Here is a 16,947-nt window from a genome sequence, read left to right as displayed (position 1 = left end):
CCATCTCCGTTTCGGCGCTCGCCATCATCGCCCTCGCTGGCGCGGCCCCCTATCAGTCCTGGTAGTCCGCAGGGGGAACAGCCCCTGCAGCCGGTCAGGAAATTCGCGACAATCGCCCGCGTGAAACGCCATGCGGGCGATGTTGCTGTCCTGGGGGTCGCTGCAGCCATCTTCCTCGCGCAGCAACTCGCCATCTCGTACATGCCGCTCGACGGCGCCGCCGGAGCCGCCCGGCGGTTGCTCTTCCTCGTCACCACGATCGCCCTTGCTGGTCTTGCGCTTCATTTCCGCCGGTTCCTGGGCGCATGGCTCGTCGCAGCCGGCATTCTGCTGAACGTCGTCCCGATGACCGCCCATGGCGGCGCGATGCCGATCGACTACGCAATCCTCGAGCGGTCTGGAGCCTTCCCCGAGGTCACCGAAGCCGATATCGGCCGGCAGACCAATCACGGGAAAGACGTCGTCCTCAGGCGCGACGATATCCGTTTCTTCTGGCTCTCCGACCGCTACATCGTTGACCTGCCGATCTACGGGACCAACATCTACTCCCTCGGCGACTTCGTTCTCTTCGCCGGGCTCGGCCTCATCGTGCTGCAGGCCGCCTTCGAGGCGCTCCGGCCGGCCCCGGTGCCCCGGCCGGCGGCCGACCTTCCCGCTGACCACGCCGGGGGAAGCGAGCGGTGACCCGCTTCGTCGTCTACGGTGCCGGCGCCGTCGGAGGGACCATCGGCGCCCGCCTGTTCGAAGCCGGACACGAGGTGGTTCTCATCTGCCGGGGCAGGCACCTCGAGGCGGTCCGCTCAGAGGGCCTGCTGTTCCGCACGCCCGAGGGCGAACGGCGGCTGCGTATCCCGGCCGCGGGAAGCCCGGCAGAGGTGGTGTGGCGTGCTGACGACGTCGTCCTCCTCTGCATGAAGACCCAGGACACCGCAGCCGCGCTCGCCGAACTCGAACGAGCGGCCGGCTGCAGGGTTCCGGTGGTCTGTGCGCAGAACGGCGTCGAGAACGAGCGCCTCGCAGCACGCCGGTTTACCGATGTCTACGCAATGCTCGTCGCGCTCCCGGCCACCCACCTCGAGCCGGGGGTCATCCTCGCCTCGGGGGCACCGCTCAGCGGATGCCTCCATGCCGGGCGATACCCGCGCGGCACCGACCCGCTGATTCGCGCTGTTTGCGGCGCGCTCGACGGCGCCGGCTTCCGCAGCGAGGCCGTCGACGATGCCCTGGCCCTCAAGTACCGCAAACTGCTGCTGAACCTGGGCAACGGGCTCGATGTCATCCTCGGGACCAGCTCCTGGGGCGCAGGGGGCGAGGTCGGCGATTTCCTTGCCCTGCTGCGCGCCGAAGGCGAGGCCTGCTACCAGGCCGCCGGGATCCGCGCGGTTTCCCCCGCCGAATACGCCGAGCGTGTCACCCGTCATTACCGCTCGGTACCGGTCGCGGGCGAAGGCCGGGCCGGGAGTTCGACGCTCCAGAGCGTGCTACGGGGACACACCGTCACCGAAGTTGACTACCTTAACGGCGAGATCGTCCTGCTCGGTGCGCTCCATGGCGTCCCGACCCCGGCGAACCGCCTTGTCCGGGAACTCGCGACCCGGATTGCTGCCGCTGGAGGCGACGGCCCGCACGCCACCATCGGCGACCTTCGGCGGATGCTCGCCGGGGGCTAGCCGGCACTCCCACGCTGCACCCGTGCCCAAACATTTGCACAGCGTCGCCGAAGAGCGTGTACGATGCCGGCGGCATCCGTCGCGAGGCCCTCACGAATGAATGTGATCGAAAGACCCGGAGCCCAGGCTCCGTCCCGTTCTGCATCGCTGGCGTCGAGGCGAAACACCGCGCGCTGCGGGTGCGTACCGGGATGAGCACCGCTGAACTTCCTGGCTTCGAAGCCTGGCTCGAGGGTCTCCTCGGGCCGGGCCACGGCCGGCGCCCTGCGGCGGTCAATGGCGACCGTATCGTCCTCTCGAAAGTTCCACCCGGGCTGCCCGGGTCCGTGCTGGATGCGGTCGACCGCATCCCCGCGCTCGCGCTTCCCGCAGCGCTCCACCTCCTGGCTCCGCCGGGCATCGGCGGCGTGCGGGCATGGCGCGCGGCTGCTGACCGCGCGCTCGAGGATGCGCTCCAGGCCGGAGAGATTACCGATGCCGGGCTCGCCGCCATTCGCGTCGGCATCGACTCCGTCGAGGCGCTCCTCGCCTCCTGCTGCTGGACCGATGACGGCAGCCCCGGCTGGGCGCCGGGTCCGGCCGAGCGGGCGGCCCTTGCGGAAGCGTCTGCGCGGCTTGCTCCCGGTCGCGACAGTCTCTTCACGCGCTACTACGGCGAGTTCGAGGGGCGCCCGGTCGAGGCTCACTGCCCCGGCGCACCGGTCGCCCGGCGCATCTTCGACGCGGCCCGGGGCTTCCTCGAAGCCCGCGCCCCCGGGGCAGCCTCGGCTTGCCCGGGAGCCGGCACGACCGTACCATGAGCGAGTCTGGCCCCGTGGTGTAGTGGTCTAACATGCCACCCTGTCAAGGTGGAGATCGGCGGTTCGAATCCGCTCGGGGTCGCCAGGTCAGCCGCAGAGAAGCCCGGGAATACCCGGGCTTCTTCGTGTCCAACAGCACCGCTGCCGTGTGGTCCTGGTGTCAGTTCTACCCCAACCGCTGGTGGCCCGGCTCCGTCTCCCACGGCGGGGCGATCTGGTGATAGCCGCCGCCCGCAGTCCAGCCGCCGTCCACGTACAGGATGTGCCCGGTCACGAACTTCGACGCATCTGAAGCAAGGTAGATAATCGCGCCCTCGAGGTCCTCCGGCTGGCCGAGCCGCCCCATCGGCGTCCGCGATATGGCCTGGTCTCGCGTGCCCGGGGTGGATTCGAAGACCTTGCCCATCAGCTCCGTCCCGTCGAAGTACGACGGTGCGATGGCGTTCACCCGGATGCCCTCGCGGGCGTATTCGAGCGCCAGCACGCGGGTCAGCGCATCGACCCCGCCTTTCGCTGCGTGGTACGACGCTGCGCGGAACTCGCTCCCGACGCGCCCGAGGATTGAGCTGATGTTGATGATGACCCCGCCAGTCCCCTGGGCCAGCATCTGCCGGGCCGCAAGCCGGCAGCCGTTGATCGTCGCCAGCAGGTCCAGTTCGACCACCGACCGCATCCGCTTGAAGCTGCCGAGGTCGTGCCGCAGGCCGGAGCGGTCGGTGTAGCCGGCATTGTTGACCATGATGTCGAGCCGCCCGAACCGCTCGACAGTCCGTTCGAACAGCCGCTCGAACTGCTCCTCGTCGGTGATGTCCGCCGGGCACGCCTCGGCCTCGACGCCGTATTGCCGCAGCATCGCAGCGGTCTGTTCGATGAGCTCCTGTCGCCGCGCCGTGACGACCACGTTCGCCCCGGCCCGGGCGAGCCCCCGTGCGAAGGCCACCCCGAGCCCGCTGGACGCCCCCGTCACGAGGGCAACTTTGCCGTCAAGGCTGAAGAGCTGGGCAAGCGAAGGGTCCATCGATGCGTCTCCGGGTGCAGGCGTTGCGCGGATCTTACGGGCGGCCCGCTGGCAGGGTCAGCCGATGAGCCGCGCGGGCGGCCGGTTCGGATTCGCCTTCTCCCGCCTGATGATCTCCGCGATCTCGTTGACGGCCTCCTCGAGGCGGCCGTGCCGGTTGATGACGACGTAGTCGTTGTTCTCGATGTCGTCGAGCTCGTCCTCAAGCGCTGCGATGCGCCGCGCGAGGCTCTCCGCGTCCTCGCTCCCTCGCCCGACCAGCTGCGCGCGCAGCGCCTCCCGGTCCTCCGCCATCAGGAAAATGAACACGGCGCCTTCGAGCTTCTTCCGCCACGTCCGCGCGCCCTGGACGTCGGTGCGGATAATGACATCCCGGCCCTCGGCGAGCGGCCCTTCGATTTCTGACCGCTCCAGCCCCTTCAGGTCCCCGTACACTTCTGCCCACTCTGCGAACTCGCCGTTCGCAATCTTCTGGCGGAACTCGGCGTCGCTGATGAAGTAGTAGTCCACGCCGTGGCGCTCGTCGCCCCGCGGGGCGCGGTTGGTCGAACTTGTGGCCCGGTGGATGCCGAGGCGCTTCTTCAGCTCGGCAATCACCGAGTCCTTGCCGACGCCGGAAGGGCCGTGAAGGACGACAACGAGCGGCTTTTCGCTCACCGCGCCATCGCCTCGCCGGAGGTGGCCGCCCGCAGGTCGTCCCAGAACGCCCGGTACGAGACGCCCACCGCATCGTCGAGCACCTCCGTCTCGCCCTCGGCGAGGCAGCCGGCAATGGCGCCCAGCATGCCGATGCGGTGGTCGCCGTGCGCGTGGACGCGGGCTCCGCGGAGCCGGACCGGGCCATCGACTTCGAAGCCGTCCTCGCGCTCCCGGATTGCCGCGCCGAGGCGCCCGAGCGCTTCGACCACGGTCCTGACGCGATCGGATTCCTTGACCCGGAGTTCTGTCGCATCCCGCACGACGGTCGTGCCTTCGGCGAAGCAGGCCGCCAGCGCCACGAGCGGAAGCTCGTCGATTGCCCGCGGGACCAGCTCGCCGCCGACGGAGGTCGCGCGGAGCTGGCTCGAGCGCACGACGATGTCGGCGACCGGCTCGCCGCCGGAGGTCCGCTCCTCGACCAGTTCGAGATCGGCGCCCATCGCCCGCAGGATGTCGAGGATGCCGGTCCGCGTCGGGTTGACGTTGACGCCTTCCAGCACGATTTCGGCATCCGGGTGGCACACGCCCAGCACCATCCATGGCGCAGCGCTGGAGATGTCCCCGGGCACCCGGACCGAGACGGCGCTGAGCCGGTCTGCCGGCCGCACCCGGACCGTCAGCCCGTCGCTCGTCAGGGGCGCACCCATCGCGGTGAGCAGCCGTTCGGTGTGGTCGCGCGAGCGGCTGGGCTCGGCGACTGCGGTTTCCCCTTCCGCGTAGAGGCCGGCGAGCAGAATGGCGGATTTCACCTGCGCGCTGGCGACCGGGGACTGGTATGCAATGCCGCGGAGACTGCCGCCTTTGATGACTACCGGGGCGAGCGTGTCCCCGCGCCGGGCTGCAAGGTGCGCACCCATCGTTCGCAGCGGCTGGATGACCCGCGCCATCGGCCGGGACCGGAGCGACCTGTCCCCCGTGAGGACCGAAAGGATCGGGTGCCCGGCGAGCAGGCCGAGCAGCAGGCGCATCGTCGTGCCGCTGTTGCCGCAGTCCAGTACGTCCTCGGCTTCGAAGAGCCCGTGCAGCCCCTGCCCGGTCACATGTGCTACCGCGGAGCCCTCCGGCCAGTCAATCGGCACGCCGAGGGCCGCAAGGCAGCGCGCCGTTGAGCGCACATCATCCGAGTCGAGGATGTGCTCAACCGTCGCCCGCCCGGTCGCAACCGCATTGAAGATTAGCGCCCGGTGCGAGATCGATTTATCCGGCGGGACGTGAATGGTGGCCCTGATGCGGGCCGGCCGGCTCACCTTCACAGCCGGTCATCCTCAATGCCGAGCTTGCGTTTCAGGTCAGCATCGTCGCGCGGTGCCGTGGGCAGCCGCTCGGTGGTCTCCTTGATCCTGTCGTAGAGCCCTCCCACGAACATCCGGCCGATGGCATCGCGGGCCGAAGGCGGTTCGATCCCCTCGGGCCGGCGCCGCTGCGGCGGATTCTGGATAAACGTGTCTCGGTCCAGCTGCGTCGACTTGAACAGGTCGTAGATCGGCTCAGGGCCGGCCTCGAGTGCCGCCCTAATGGTCGAAAGCTCCTGCTGCAGCCGGCCGATCCAGTGAATCACGGCCTCGCGGTTCGTGAGCATGATGTCGCGCGCCATGGTCGGGTCGCCGCTCGCGAGCCGGGTGACATCCCGGAAGCCGGGGCCTGCAAGGAGCGCGGCATCCTCCCAGCCCTGGCTGTCGCGCACCATGCGGAAGAGCGCGACCGAAGCCAAAAGCGGAACATGGCTCACCGCGGCGGCGTACTGGTCGTGCTCTGCCGGGTCGATGTAGAGCGGGATTGCCCCCAGCGCTTCAATCAGCCCCAGGACAGCCTGGACCGCGCGTTCATCGGCCCGCGGGGACGGCGTGACGGCCCACGTCGCGCCTTCGAACAGTGAGGCCGACGCGGCTTCCGGACCGCTCTTCTCGCGGCCGGCCATAGGGTGGCCGCCGACGAAGTGGACGTTCTCCGGGAGGTATTCGGCTGCCCAGCGCATCACTTCGGCCTTGGTGCTGCACACGTCGGTCACCACGGCGCCGGGCACAAGATAGCGCCCCACGTCCTCCAGGATGCGCCGCGCCGCCACGACCGGCGTCGCGATGATGACCATCCCGGCCCGCTCCACCGCCTCCTCCAGCGACCCGACCTCGCGGTCCAGGGCGCCGAGCTTCTTCGCCGCGCGGGCATGCGTGCGGTCGCGGTCGACGCCGACAATTTCGTAGTTGCGGTTCGGGCGGGCGGCAAGGCCCAGCCCGATCGAGGCGCCGATGAGACCGGTGCCGATGATGGCGATGCGATTCTCTGCCATGGGACCCACCCGCGAACGCGCAGGCCGTGCCTCCTGCCGCTCCCTGTAGGCTACCACAACGGCACTTCCCGACGGCGCCCCGGGCAACCTGGTCAGGTACCGACAATCACCCGCAAGACGTCGTCGTACACGAGCCCGATCAGCCAGCCGAGCGGGCTGAAGCCCGTCAGGAAGCCGATGGCAATGAGGGTCATCAGGATGCCCGGCCCCCACGGGGCGAGCTGCTCGAGCGCCCGGGCGACCTCCCGGGGCGCGATCCCGGTCACGACCTTGAACCCGTCGAGCGGCGAAATGGGGATGAGGTTGAATATCCCCAGGAGCACGTTGAGCGTGATGATGAACGAGAGGAACAGCCAGAGGTAGTCCTCGCCGGAGCCCCGCCGGATGACGGCTTCGATGGTCGGGAACGAGGTTTGGACGACCCCGAGCCGGATGGGAATGGCGGCGAGCGCGGCGAAAAAGAAGTTCGACGCCGGCCCGGCGAACGCGACGAGCGCGAAGCCCTGCCGGGGTCCGGTTCGCAGCCGCCACGGGTTGACCGGCGTCGGCTTCGCCCAGCCGAAGCCGAAGAGGAGCAGCAGCGTCGAGCCCACCGGGTCGAGGTGCGCGAGCGGGTTGAGGGTCAGCCGCCCGTTCCGCCGGGCGGTGTCGTCGCCGAGCTGATAGGCGGTCCAGGCGTGACAGAACTCGTGGAACGCCAGCCCGGTGACAATCGCCACAAGCCAGGCTGCAAGGTAGACAGCGAAGACGGCAGGGTTGTCCTGGAGCGCGTTGAGATACCAAATCATCAGCCGAACGCTAGCACACCGCCGGCCTACGCTGGCTCCCCGGTGCGGAAGTGTGCGGTAAACCCGGATTGACGAGACCCGGGTGCCTTGTTACGTTCGCCCCACGGCCCCTCCCATCGAGGGGTGCTGGCACGCCCCGCTCTGGGGCGTACCCGGCGGTACAGCGGGGGTACCGACCGCCTTGCCAGGTGGCCGAGCGCCGGGGAAGTCGAGACCCGGTGCAAGACCAGGGCGGAGCTTCCGCCCGCAAGCGCGAGGTTGCCGCGTGCTCGCTCCCGGGTTGCGTCGAATTCCCGGTCCTTCCCGAACGTTCGTTCCCATCGTGCTCGCCGTGCTCGCGGTGGTCGCGGGCATCGCCGCATGGGTGGCGTCGTCATCCTCCCCGGTTTCTACCGATGGGCCGGCGGCGCCGGCCATCCCTGCCTCGGAAATCCGGACCGTTGCCTACCTCGAGCCCGACTCCGCCCGGCGGGTCGACAACCTCCGCGTACGCGGGCTGTCCCGCGGTGCGCCTGCCCGCACCATCGCCTCCTTCCCGTACACATTCACCGGGCTGCACGCCCGCGGCGCGGCATCGCCAACGGGCGACCGGATGGCCGTCCTCGCCGTCGACGGCACGCGCGGCAGCGCCGCCACACTCTCGCTGGTCAGCCTCGATGGCACCGTCCGGGTCGTCGAAGGCGGGTTCGAGTACCTCTCGCCGCTGGCCTGGTCTCGCGACGGTTCGAAGCTCGCGGTCACAGCGAGCGGAGAGCCCGGTGTTCTCCGGGTCCTGGAGATTGACGCCGACGCGCTGGCCCTGTCCGAAGCAGCCCGCTTCACCGCGGCTTTCCAGGTCGTCCCGCTCGGCTACAGCCTCGATGGTGGCCGGCTGTATATCGTGGTCGTCGACCAGTCCGGATCGAGCCTCTGGATGGCGCGTGGCGGCACTGTCGAACGGGTCGCCGAGCTCTCGCCCGGCCGCACGCGTGACTGGTCCCTGAGCCCCGACGGCTCACGCGTCGCGTTCGTGGATATCCTCAGCGCATCTTCCCGCAGCTACGTGGGCAAGACCCTGACCATTGCAACCGGTGCCGTGACCGCCCTCCCATCCGGCCGCAACCAGGTCGGGGCAGCATGGCAGCCCGGCAATCCGCTCCCTGTGTTCGGAGGACCCGGCGGCTCACTCCAGCTCGCAGACCCGAACCCATCGGCAGCCTGGGTCATTCCCCACGCCTGGGCCCCGCTGGGTGATTACGTCGTCGTCTCCACCGTCGGGGCGGGCACCGACCCGTCCGCCCGCCCCGAGGCAGCGCTCTGGATTGCCTCGCCGGCCTCCCGGGAGCTGCTCACCGACGTTCCGGCGGCCTCGTTCGTCGGCTGGGTGAGGGGCGAGTAATGGCATCGACGCCCATCTCCCCCGTCCGTTACCGAACCCGGCGTGAACCCGGCACGGGCCGTCTGGCACGGCTCGTCCTCGTTCTGACGGGGCTCGTCGCCGTGCTCGCCATCGGCCCCATCCTCTGGGGCATTATCGCCGGCGATGCGAAACAGGGGCCCGGCTCGGCCTTTGCAGCCGCTCCGCCCGGCACCTACGCCCTCGTGACGCGGACCGAGGGCTCGGTCGATGTCATCGCCGCGGCGCGGGCTGACCAGTCTGCCAACGTTATCGAAATCGCCCGGGTCCCCCACCTGGAGGGATTCCGGACGAGCGGCTCCGTTGACCCCGCCGGCCGATTCGCTGCACTGGTTGCGGTTGACGCGGGCTCGCCGGTGCAGCCCCAGGCGTCGCTCATCGTCGTCGACCTCCAGCGCGGGGTCGCTGAACGTCTCGTCTCGGGCATCGAGCCCATGCAGACGCCGCTCTGGACTCCTGCCGGCGACGCGGTCGTGGTCACACGACCGGGAGCTGCCGACGGCGCCCCCGCTATCGATGTGCTCGAAGTGCGCCTGGACGGCGCGGTCCGCCTCCGCTGGTCGCAGGCCGCACTGGCCGTCGCGCCCGTGGGCTGGCGGGATGGCCGGCTGCTGACGGTCGCCATCGATGCGCGAGGCTCAACGCTCCAGTCCGACGGGCAGGACCTTCTCCACCTCTCGCCATCGATCACCCGTGACTGGGCGCTCGCCCCCGATGGCTCAGCCATCGCGTTCGTCGAGGTGGCCACCCAATCCGGCGTCCGCTACTCCGCCCGGGTCGCAGCGCTGGACGGCGGAGCAACCGCCAGCGCCCAGGCCCTCTCCGACCCCGGCGCGGAAGCACTGGGCGCTGTCTGGAAGCCCGGCGGGGCGCCCGCTTTCGGCGCTGTGCCCCGCGAAGGCCCCGCCGCCGGTGACGCCTCGGCGCAGGCGCTCCGGGCCGGGGGGTTCGATGTGCCGCTGGGCTTCAGCCCCGACGGCGAACTGCTCGCGGTCACCCACTGGGACGGCTCGGGCTTTGCGTCGCCCGGGCGGCCCGAGCTGCAGCTCGTCGGCTCGGGCGGCCGGGCCGCAATCCCCGGATTCCAGGGATTCCTCGGATGGGTCCGGCGCTGAGGTCCCTCCTGGTCGGCGCGCTGCTGGGCGCCATGGCCCTCGCCGCGACCGCACCGCGGGAGGTCGCCCGTGCTGACCACTACCCCTGCCATGTGCCGAACTACGGCTTCGGCTTCGACACGTACGAGCACGAGGACTACGTCTCGGCCTACAACCAGATGATTGACCTGGCCGCCGCCGGGGTCGCCGTCCCCCCGCCGTACCAGCTGCCCTCGGGGGAGTGGGTCGATGTGAGTTACCCCGGCCTCGAAACCGGGTCCCGCGCAGCCCGCCAGCCGCGCACCCGCTCTGCCGCCGTGCCGGCCAGCCTGTATAAGGCGATGGTCTGGGTCGAGTCCGGCTGGGCGCACGCGGCTGGCTCCGTCCCGTACGGCGGAGTGGGTCCGGTTCTCACCGCCATCGACTGCGGCTACGGGCTCGGCCAGATCACCACGGGAATGGGCCACCTCGCCTCGCCGCCGGCCCTCGACATCCGGGTTCCTTCGGCACGTCAGGCGATGATCGGCACCCACCCGCTCTTCAACCTGGCGGAAGGCATCCGGATTTTCGCCGACAAGTGGAACTCGGCGCCGGAATTCCGGCCCGTGGCCGGAAACGGCGACCCTGCCGCGCTCGAGGACTGGTACTACGCGGTCTGGAGCTACAACGGTTTCGCGTTCATCAACCACCCCCTCAATCCGAACCGCAACCCGTTGCGCGGCGAGGTGTGGCATTGCAACGACCCGAACGCGCCTGGCTTCGGCACGTTCACCTGGGGCGACTACACCTACCAGGAGAAGGTCTACGGCTGCCTTCGCTACCCTCCCGTGCCGAAAGGACAGAACTACCCGCCGCCGCTTGCACCGGGCGGATCGACGCAGCCGCCATCGACCGCGCTCGCCGTCGGCGACACCGCCGTCGTCCGGGCTGATGGGCAGTGCCTGAATGTCCGTCCGGCCCCGGCAGCGAACCCGCCGCTGGCCTGCCTCCCCGAGGGCACCAGGGTCACCATCGTCGGCGGGCCGCAGACGCTCGAGGGCATCACATGGTGGCAGGTCACCAGCGGCCAGGTGACGGGTTGGTCGGCCGGGCAGTATCTCGCGAAGGTGCAGCCGGCTCAGCCCGACGCGCCGGTCAACCCCGCCGGGCGCATCTGGCCGCCCCAAAAGGTTGCGATGCCGGCCCTCTCCGCGCCGGCGGTTGCTGCCGCCTTTGCACCTGCCGCGTTCAGCGAGTGCTCCGAACGCGGCTTTTCCGGCGGGTGCGCCGCGATGGATTTCCCAACCTCGATCCCGGAACTCGGCATTGTGACCCATTCCGACTCGACGCCCGCCCCGGACCCGTCGCGCTCCGGCACGTTCCTCGGCGCACCGAAGCTCCAGGTCATCGGCGAACGCGCGGTCACGCTCCAGGTCACATCGGCCAGCTCGACAGCGGCATCGATAACCGTCCGCAACCTCGGCACAGGGATTGGCCCGTTCCGAGTCCGCACCTCGGCCGCCTGGCTCATCGTGCGCCACCCCAACGACCCGCCGGGCCGGGTCGTCGATGGCGGGGTCGCCATCGGCAACGACCTGCCCGTTGTCGTTTCGGCCAGTCCGCGGGTTGCGCAGGCCGGCATGGATTCGGTTCTCGAAATCCGCATCGACCCGAGCGTGCTCCCGCCGGGCGCTACGAGCGGCACGGTCATGGTCGAGCCGCTGCTCGGCTCACTGCAGCCCGTCACCATCACCGTGACGGTCCAGCGCTCCGGCTCCGCCAGCGGCCCGCCGCAGTTCCCGTTCAGGCGGATCCTGCCGAACGTTACTGCCGAAGGCAGCCCCTGACCCCCGACGGCTCCCGGCCAGTCAGTGGGCGTGCGCCTCCTCGAGCGCTTTCTTGTGCTCAGAGATGACGCGCTGGGCGATGTTCGCCGGCACCTCGCCGTAGTGGTCGAACGTCAGCTCGAACACGCCGCGGCCCTGGGTGAGCGACCGGAGGTCGGACGCATACCGCTGCACCTCCGCCAGCGGGACCTCCGCTTCGATGACGCTCATTCCCCCGTCCGGATTGATGCCATGGATGCGGGCCCGCTTGGTATTCAGGTCGCCCACGATGTCCCCGGCGAACTCGTCAGGTACGTACACGCGGATAAGCATGATTGGTTCAAGCAGGATCGGCCCCGCCCCCTGGACGGCCTCCTTGAGCGCCTGCGAAGCCGCCAGCTTGAACGACATCTCGTTGGAATCCACCGGGTGGTGCTTGCCGTCAACCAGCGTGACCTGGCAGTCCGTCAGCTCGTAGCCGGCGATGATCCCGCCCGCCGCCGTCTCCAGCACACCTTTCTCGACGGCGGGGATGAACTCCTTCGGCACGGCGCCGCCGACCACCCGCTCGCCGAACCTGATGCCTGACCCACGCGGCAGCGGCTCCACCTCCAGCAGCACGCGGCCGTACTGGCCGTGGCCCCCCGTCTGTTTCTTGTGCGTGTACTCCGCCGAAGCTTTCCGGGTAATGGTTTCCCGGTAGGGCACCCGCGGCAGCGCCAGTTCGACCTCGACATTGAACTTCCGCTTCAGCCGCTCGACCGTCACCTCGAGGTGCGCGTCGCCCAGGCCGGAAAGGATCAGTTCGCCCGTCCCGGGGTCGCGGTCGAGGCGGAGCCCCGGGTCCTCCTCGACCATGCGCTGGAGGCTCGGCCCGAGCTTGTCGACGGCCCCCTTCCCAACCGGGCGCACGGCCATGCTGAATACCGGGGCAGGGAACTGCATCGGCGGAAGCGTGACCGGCCGCTCCCGGCTGCCGAGCGTGTCGCCCGTCCCGGTGTGGGCAAGTTTCGCCACCACGCCGATGTCGCCCGCCACGAGTTCGGTCACGGGAATTTGTTCCTTCCCGCGCTGGATGTACAGCGTCCCCAGCCGCTCGTCGGCCTGCCGGTTCGCATTCCACAGGTGGGAGTCGGTTGTCACCCGCCCCGAAAAGACGCGCAGGTAGCTCAGCCGGCCCACGAACGGATCGGCCGCAGTTTTGAATACCAGCGCGACCGGGGGCGCCGAGGGGTCGGCCGTCACCTTGATGCCGCCGGCGTCGATCGGGTCACGGTCGGCCGGCGACGGGCCGCTGAATGCGATGGTGTGGAGCAGCTGCCGCACACCGATCAGTTTCGTCGCCGAGGCGCAGACGATCGGGAAGATCAGGTTGTGGTCGAGCCCGCCGTGGAGCACCCGGCGGAGTTCGTCCTCCGAAAGCTCCTCATCGGCAAAATACTTGGTCATCAGCTCTTCGTCGGTTTCGACGATGCCCTCGATGAGCTGTGCCCGGAGCCGCTCCGCTTCTTCGCGCAGTTCATCGGGCACGTCCACTTCGTCGGCCTGCTCGCCGACGTAGGCCTTCATGTGGAGGAGGTCGACGACGCCCGTGAACGCCTCGTGGGCCCCGATGGGCAGCTGCAAAGGCATGACCCGGTGCCCCCACCGCTCCTGCAGGGCCGCGAGAACGTTTGCGAAGTTCGCATTCTCACGGTCCATGCGGTTGATGACAATCAGCCTCGGCAGCCCCAGCTTCTCGGCGATGCTCCACGCCCGGTCGGTCCCCACCTCGGGGCCCGAAACGGCATCGACCACGACCACGGCGAGGTCCGCGGCGTGCGCCCCGCAGATGACCTCCGAGACGAAATCAGCGTACCCGGGGGTATCAATGATGTTGATCTTGCGGCCCTCCCACTCGAGCGGCGCCAGCGCGAGGTTCAGGCTGAACTTCCGGCGGTGCTCATCTTCGTCGTAGTCGGTGACGGTGTTCTGGTCCTGGATGGAGCCGAGCCGGGTGATGGCGCCGCTCTCGTAGAGCGCTGCTTCGGCAAGGCTCGTCTTGCCGACGCTCCCGTGGCCCACCAGGACCACGTTACGGATGGCTTCGGTGGGATACACCTTCATCAACGTGAACCTCCTCCGGCCTGCGAAGTGGCCCGTAGTCTACGCACCGGTGATCCGCCTCTCAATGCGGGACACGGCAGCAGGTGTCGTCCGAGGGGAAGAAGCTGGTTAACGTCGCGCCTCTCAATGCCGCCCGGTAGACTGGGCGATGCCATCAGTACGGATGTTCGAACCATGACGACCTACGTGGCGCTCGACCTCGAAACCACGGGCCTCGAGCCCGAGCGCGACCGCATCATCGAGGTGGGCGCTGTACGGTTCACTTCCGGCGGCGTCGAAGCCGAGTTCAGCACGCTCGTGAATCCCGGCCGGCGGCTCACGCCCTTCATTGAGCGCCTGACCGGCATCTCGAACGCCCTCGTCGCTTCCGCACCGCCGCTCGACCAGGTGCGCGACGACCTCGTGCGGTTCCTCGATGGCGCCGTGATCGTTGGACATAATATCGCGTTCGACCTTGAGTTCCTCCGCAGATCGGGCCTGCTTCGGCACGCCGATGCCATCGATACCGCGGAGTTCGCCCGCCTCCTCCTGCCCGACCTGAAGAACTTCTCCCTTGGCGAGGTTGCTGCAGCGCTCGGCCTCCCCGTGACCGACCAGCACCGCGCGCTGGCGGATGCCCGCCTGGCGGCCAGGGTGTTCCTCGAGCTCAGCAATCTGGCCGAGCGGCTCGACCCTGACCGGCGCGCGCAGCTCGCCCGGCTCGTGCTCACTGATGCGCCGGCGCTCGGGCGCACCCTTGGCGGCGCCGAGGCGTCGCCGCCAACCCGTGGGGTGCTGCCGGTGCCGCCGCCATTCCGCTCCGTCCCTGTGCTTAACCCGCGGAATCCGCCGCAACCGATCCGGCGGCAGGACCTGGAGGCGGCCTTCGACGGTCTTGCGCGCGTGGTGGAGGGCTTCGAGCACCGCGACGAGCAGCTCGCCATGGCTGAGGCGGTCCGGGAAACGTTCGTCGAGGGCGGACATCTCCTCGTGGAGGCCGGGACAGGCGTCGGGAAATCCCTCGCCTACCTCGTGCCGGCCGCCCTCGATGCCATCCGCAACGGCCGCCGGGTCGTGGTCAGCACCAACACCATTGCCCTCCAGGAGCAGCTCATCCAGAAGGACATTCCCGTGCTCCGCCAGGCGCTGGCTGCGGCCGGCGCCATTGACGCACCTGAGGACTTCCGGGTCGCCCTCCTGAAGGGACGCGGAAACTACCTGTGCTACGCCCGCTGGGCAGCCAGTTACGTGGCCGGCACGCGCGACCCCGATGTCGCCCGGCTCAGCGCCAGCATCCTCCTCTGGCTGGAACAGACGGAGACGGGCGACCGTTCTGAACTGCGCCTCGGCCCCGAAGAGTCGGCGGCCTGGGCCCGCCTTTCGGCGTCCGAGGCCGACTGCCTGTCCCGCCAGCATCGCCACGTCCGCGAAGGCAACTGCTTCCTCTGGCGGGCACGGAAACTCGCCGAATCGGCGCACCTGGTTATCGTCAACCATGCCCTGCTCCTCGCCGACCTCGCATCGGAAGGCAGCGCGATTCCCCAGTTCGACCACCTGATTGTTGACGAGGCGCACAATCTGGAGGACGTCGCGACCCAGCAGTTCGGAGGCGCGCTCACGCTCCGGAAACTGACCGAGTCCCTCGACGCCATCCACCGTCCCAGCACGCGTGACCACCGCGAAGGGGGCGCACTCATGCTCCTCCGCTCCTTTGATGGTGAGCCCTACGCAGCGTCAGCCCGGGCGCTGACCGGGCTCGTCGCAGCGGCCCGCGAGGCAGCCCAGCCGTTCTTCCGGGCGGTGGGAGCCCTCCCTGCCCGTGACGGCGACGGCGACCGGCTCCTGCTGACGCCCCTCGTCAGGCGCGAGCCCGCCTGGGAAGAGGCCGAAGAGCGCTGGCACGCGCTCCATGCCCAGCTCGAGCGCATCGAACGCGCCGGCGAAGAGGCCGCAAAGCTCCTCGGAACCGCCCCGGTCGAACTCTCGGACGAGCTCGCCGCCGAGTTCCGGGCGGCGCTGCGGAAGATCGGGGACGTCCGGGCGCTCGGGGAGGTGCTCGTCAACCCGGCCGGCCCGGAGACGATTACCTGGGCCGCCCGTGAGCCCGAGGGCATCGGCTCGCTCCACATGGCGCCGCTTGACGTCGGGCCCCTCCTCCGCGAACAGCTCTTCGAGCCCCGCCGCGTCGTGGTCGCCACCAGCGCGACCCTGAGCGCCAATCACGATATGTCGTTTGCGGCGGGCCGGCTGGGCCTTGACTCCCCTCGCATGCTCGAACTCGGGTCCCCGTTCGACTACGAGCGGGCCGCCCTGCTCGCTGCGGTCGACGACCTTCCCGAGCCGAACCATCCCGACTTCCCCGGCAGGCTTGCCCGCGCGATCGGGACCCTTGCCCTCGCCTCCCGCGGCCGCGCGATTGCGCTTTTCACCTCGAACGCGCTCCTGCGGCACGTCTCCGGGCTCGTCCGCCCGATGCTCGAGCCGTCCGGCATCGTCGTCCTCGCCCAGGGCATTGATGGCACCCCAAGGTGGATTACCGAACAGCTGCGCGAAAATCCCGAAACCCTCGTCCTCGGAAGCGCGAGCTTCTGGGAGGGCGTCGACATCCGCGGCGAGGCGCTCTCACTCGTGATGATCACCCGCCTGCCTTTCGATGTGCCGACCGACCCTGTCGGCCGCGCCCGCGCCGAGCAGTACGACGACCCGTTCAACCAGTACCAGGTCCCTGCGGCGATCCTCCGTTTCCGCCAGGGGTTCGGCCGGCTGATTCGCGACAAGCGTGACCGCGGCGTTGTCGCAGTATTCGACCGCCGTCTCTGGGAGAAGCGGTACGGGCGCCAGTTCATCGATTCGCTTCCGCCGTGCACCCGCTTCCGCGGTTCGACCGACGAAGTCGCTGCAGCCATTGAGGACTGGCTCAGCCGTGGCTGACCTCGCCGGAAATCTTGCTGTACGCGGCGAACGGGTCGAACTCGTGCCCGCACGCCCCGGCAGCCTGGCAGTTGTCCGGCTGAAAGATGGGCGAAACATCGGCCGGCTGGAGGTGCTGCCCGGCGGACTGGGCGAACTCATCGCCTGGGAGCTCTGTATCGACGAAGCAGAGCGCGGCTACGGCGCCGGCTCGGAGGCCGCCCGGCTCTTCGCCCTCGCCGCCAGTCAGGCGGGCTGGACCCGTCTCCGGGCGCGCGCGCACCCGCAGTTCGGACTCTCCGTCTACTTCTGGATGCGGATGGGCTTCAGGCCCCTCCACGGGGAGGGGCCTGAAGGGGGAATCTGGTTCGTGCGCCGGCTGACGTAAGGACCGG

Annotated in this window: 14 protein-coding genes and 1 tRNA gene; 9 read left to right on the top strand and 6 right to left on the bottom strand. The window is 69.4% G+C overall.

What is annotated here, in order from left to right; translation table 11 throughout:
• The first annotated feature begins 120 nt into the window (after positions 1-120).
• From Tbon_RS00745 to Tbon_RS00730, 4 genes are all read left to right on the top strand, one after another.
• A complete protein-coding gene (locus tag Tbon_RS00745) occupies positions 121-684 on the top strand; it encodes a DUF5317 family protein (protein WP_158065840.1) in 564 nt (187 codons plus the stop codon).
• A complete protein-coding gene (locus Tbon_RS00740; protein WP_158065839.1) occupies positions 681-1,670 on the top strand; it encodes a ketopantoate reductase family protein in 990 nt (329 codons plus the stop codon). Before Tbon_RS00745 ends, Tbon_RS00740 begins: the two co-directional genes overlap by 4 nt.
• A gap of 191 nt (positions 1,671-1,861) precedes the next feature.
• Positions 1,862-2,470: a hypothetical protein gene (locus Tbon_RS00735; protein ID WP_158065838.1), complete on the top strand. Its 609-nt coding sequence runs from the start codon at positions 1,862-1,864 to the stop codon at positions 2,468-2,470.
• An 8-nt stretch (positions 2,471-2,478) separates the two neighbouring features.
• Positions 2,479-2,555 (top strand) — tRNA-Asp (locus Tbon_RS00730).
• 81 nt (positions 2,556-2,636) lie between these two features.
• On the opposite strand, the gene Tbon_RS00725 is transcribed toward Tbon_RS00730, so the two are convergent.
• From Tbon_RS00725 to Tbon_RS00705, 5 genes are all read right to left on the bottom strand, one after another.
• Positions 2,637-3,488 (bottom strand): SDR family NAD(P)-dependent oxidoreductase, encoded by an 852-nt coding sequence (locus tag Tbon_RS00725; protein WP_158065837.1) that lies wholly within the window; start codon positions 3,486-3,488, stop codon positions 2,637-2,639.
• Positions 3,489-3,545: 57 nt separating this feature from the next.
• Complete coding sequence (gene gmk / locus Tbon_RS00720) at positions 3,546-4,145, bottom strand: guanylate kinase (RefSeq protein WP_192498031.1); 600 nt, start codon at positions 4,143-4,145, stop codon at positions 3,546-3,548.
• Positions 4,142-5,440 (bottom strand): 3-phosphoshikimate 1-carboxyvinyltransferase, encoded by a 1,299-nt coding sequence (aroA, locus tag Tbon_RS00715; protein ID WP_158065836.1) that lies wholly within the window; start codon positions 5,438-5,440, stop codon positions 4,142-4,144. The genes gmk and aroA overlap by 4 nt, the downstream gene beginning before the upstream one ends.
• The gene (locus tag Tbon_RS00710; protein ID WP_158065835.1) at positions 5,437-6,474 is read right to left on the bottom strand and encodes a prephenate dehydrogenase; all 1,038 of its coding nucleotides are present in this window, start codon (positions 6,472-6,474) and stop codon (positions 5,437-5,439) included. Before Tbon_RS00710 ends, aroA begins: the two co-directional genes overlap by 4 nt.
• 92 nt (positions 6,475-6,566) lie before the next feature.
• Positions 6,567-7,262 carry a site-2 protease family protein gene (locus Tbon_RS00705; RefSeq protein WP_158065834.1) on the bottom strand — a complete coding sequence of 232 codons (696 nt, stop codon included), beginning with the start codon at positions 7,260-7,262 and terminating at the stop codon, positions 6,567-6,569.
• A 322-nt stretch (positions 7,263-7,584) separates the two neighbouring features.
• Between Tbon_RS00705 and Tbon_RS00700 the strand changes: the two genes are divergently transcribed.
• From Tbon_RS00700 to Tbon_RS00690, 3 genes are read left to right on the top strand one after another with little or no spacing between them, the layout of a single operon-like run.
• Entirely contained in the window at positions 7,585-8,640 is a 1,056-nt protein-coding gene (locus Tbon_RS00700; RefSeq protein WP_158065833.1) for a TolB-like translocation protein, read from the top strand.
• Positions 8,640-9,773, top strand: coding sequence for a hypothetical protein (locus tag Tbon_RS00695; RefSeq protein ID WP_158065832.1), 1,134 nt, complete (start codon positions 8,640-8,642; stop codon positions 9,771-9,773). Before Tbon_RS00700 ends, Tbon_RS00695 begins: the two co-directional genes overlap by 1 nt.
• Positions 9,758-11,578: an SH3 domain-containing protein gene (locus Tbon_RS00690; RefSeq protein ID WP_158065831.1), complete on the top strand. Its 1,821-nt coding sequence runs from the start codon at positions 9,758-9,760 to the stop codon at positions 11,576-11,578. The genes Tbon_RS00695 and Tbon_RS00690 overlap by 16 nt, the downstream gene beginning before the upstream one ends.
• 21 nt (positions 11,579-11,599) lie before the next feature.
• Here the strand turns inward: Tbon_RS00690 and fusA are convergent, their stop codons facing one another.
• On the bottom strand, positions 11,600-13,663 hold the full coding sequence (gene fusA / locus Tbon_RS00685; protein WP_158065830.1) for an elongation factor G: 2,064 nt from the start codon (positions 13,661-13,663) through the stop codon (positions 11,600-11,602).
• Between the two features lie 174 nt (positions 13,664-13,837).
• Between fusA and Tbon_RS00680 the strand changes: the two genes are divergently transcribed.
• Positions 13,838-16,573: a helicase C-terminal domain-containing protein gene (locus Tbon_RS00680; RefSeq protein ID WP_192498030.1), complete on the top strand. Its 2,736-nt coding sequence runs from the start codon at positions 13,838-13,840 to the stop codon at positions 16,571-16,573.
• Positions 16,566-16,940 carry a GNAT family N-acetyltransferase gene (locus tag Tbon_RS00675; protein WP_158065828.1) on the top strand — a complete coding sequence of 125 codons (375 nt, stop codon included), beginning with the start codon at positions 16,566-16,568 and terminating at the stop codon, positions 16,938-16,940. The genes Tbon_RS00680 and Tbon_RS00675 overlap by 8 nt, the downstream gene beginning before the upstream one ends.
• The last annotated feature ends 7 nt before the right edge of the window (positions 16,941-16,947 follow it).

The sequence above is a fragment of the Tepidiforma bonchosmolovskayae genome (genome assembly GCF_008838325.1).
Taxonomy (GTDB): domain Bacteria; phylum Chloroflexota; class Dehalococcoidia; order Tepidiformales; family Tepidiformaceae; genus Tepidiforma; species Tepidiforma bonchosmolovskayae.
The sequence above is the reverse complement of the archived record's forward strand: the minus strand, read 5'-3'. Positions and strand labels throughout refer to the sequence as shown.

Bases quoted from the DNA above. Each gene is read 5' to 3' on its own strand.
- Tbon_RS00690 (WP_158065831.1), top strand. From the start codon at position 9,758: ATGGGTCCGGCGCTGAGGTCCCTCCTGGTCGGCGCGCTGCTGGGCGCC.
- Tbon_RS00695 (WP_158065832.1), top strand. From the start codon at position 8,640: ATGGCATCGACGCCCATCTCCCCCGTCCGTTACCGAACCCGGCGTGAA.
- fusA (WP_158065830.1), bottom strand. From the start codon at position 13,663: ATGAAGGTGTATCCCACCGAAGCCATCCGTAACGTGGTCCTGGTGGGC.
- Tbon_RS00735 (WP_158065838.1), top strand. From the start codon at position 1,862: ATGAGCACCGCTGAACTTCCTGGCTTCGAAGCCTGGCTCGAGGGTCTC.
- Tbon_RS00710 (WP_158065835.1), bottom strand. From the start codon at position 6,474: ATGGCAGAGAATCGCATCGCCATCATCGGCACCGGTCTCATCGGCGCC.
- Tbon_RS00680 (WP_192498030.1), top strand. From the start codon at position 13,838: ATGACGACCTACGTGGCGCTCGACCTCGAAACCACGGGCCTCGAGCCC.
- Tbon_RS00705 (WP_158065834.1), bottom strand. From the start codon at position 7,262: ATGATTTGGTATCTCAACGCGCTCCAGGACAACCCTGCCGTCTTCGCT.
- Tbon_RS00725 (WP_158065837.1), bottom strand. From the start codon at position 3,488: ATGGACCCTTCGCTTGCCCAGCTCTTCAGCCTTGACGGCAAAGTTGCC.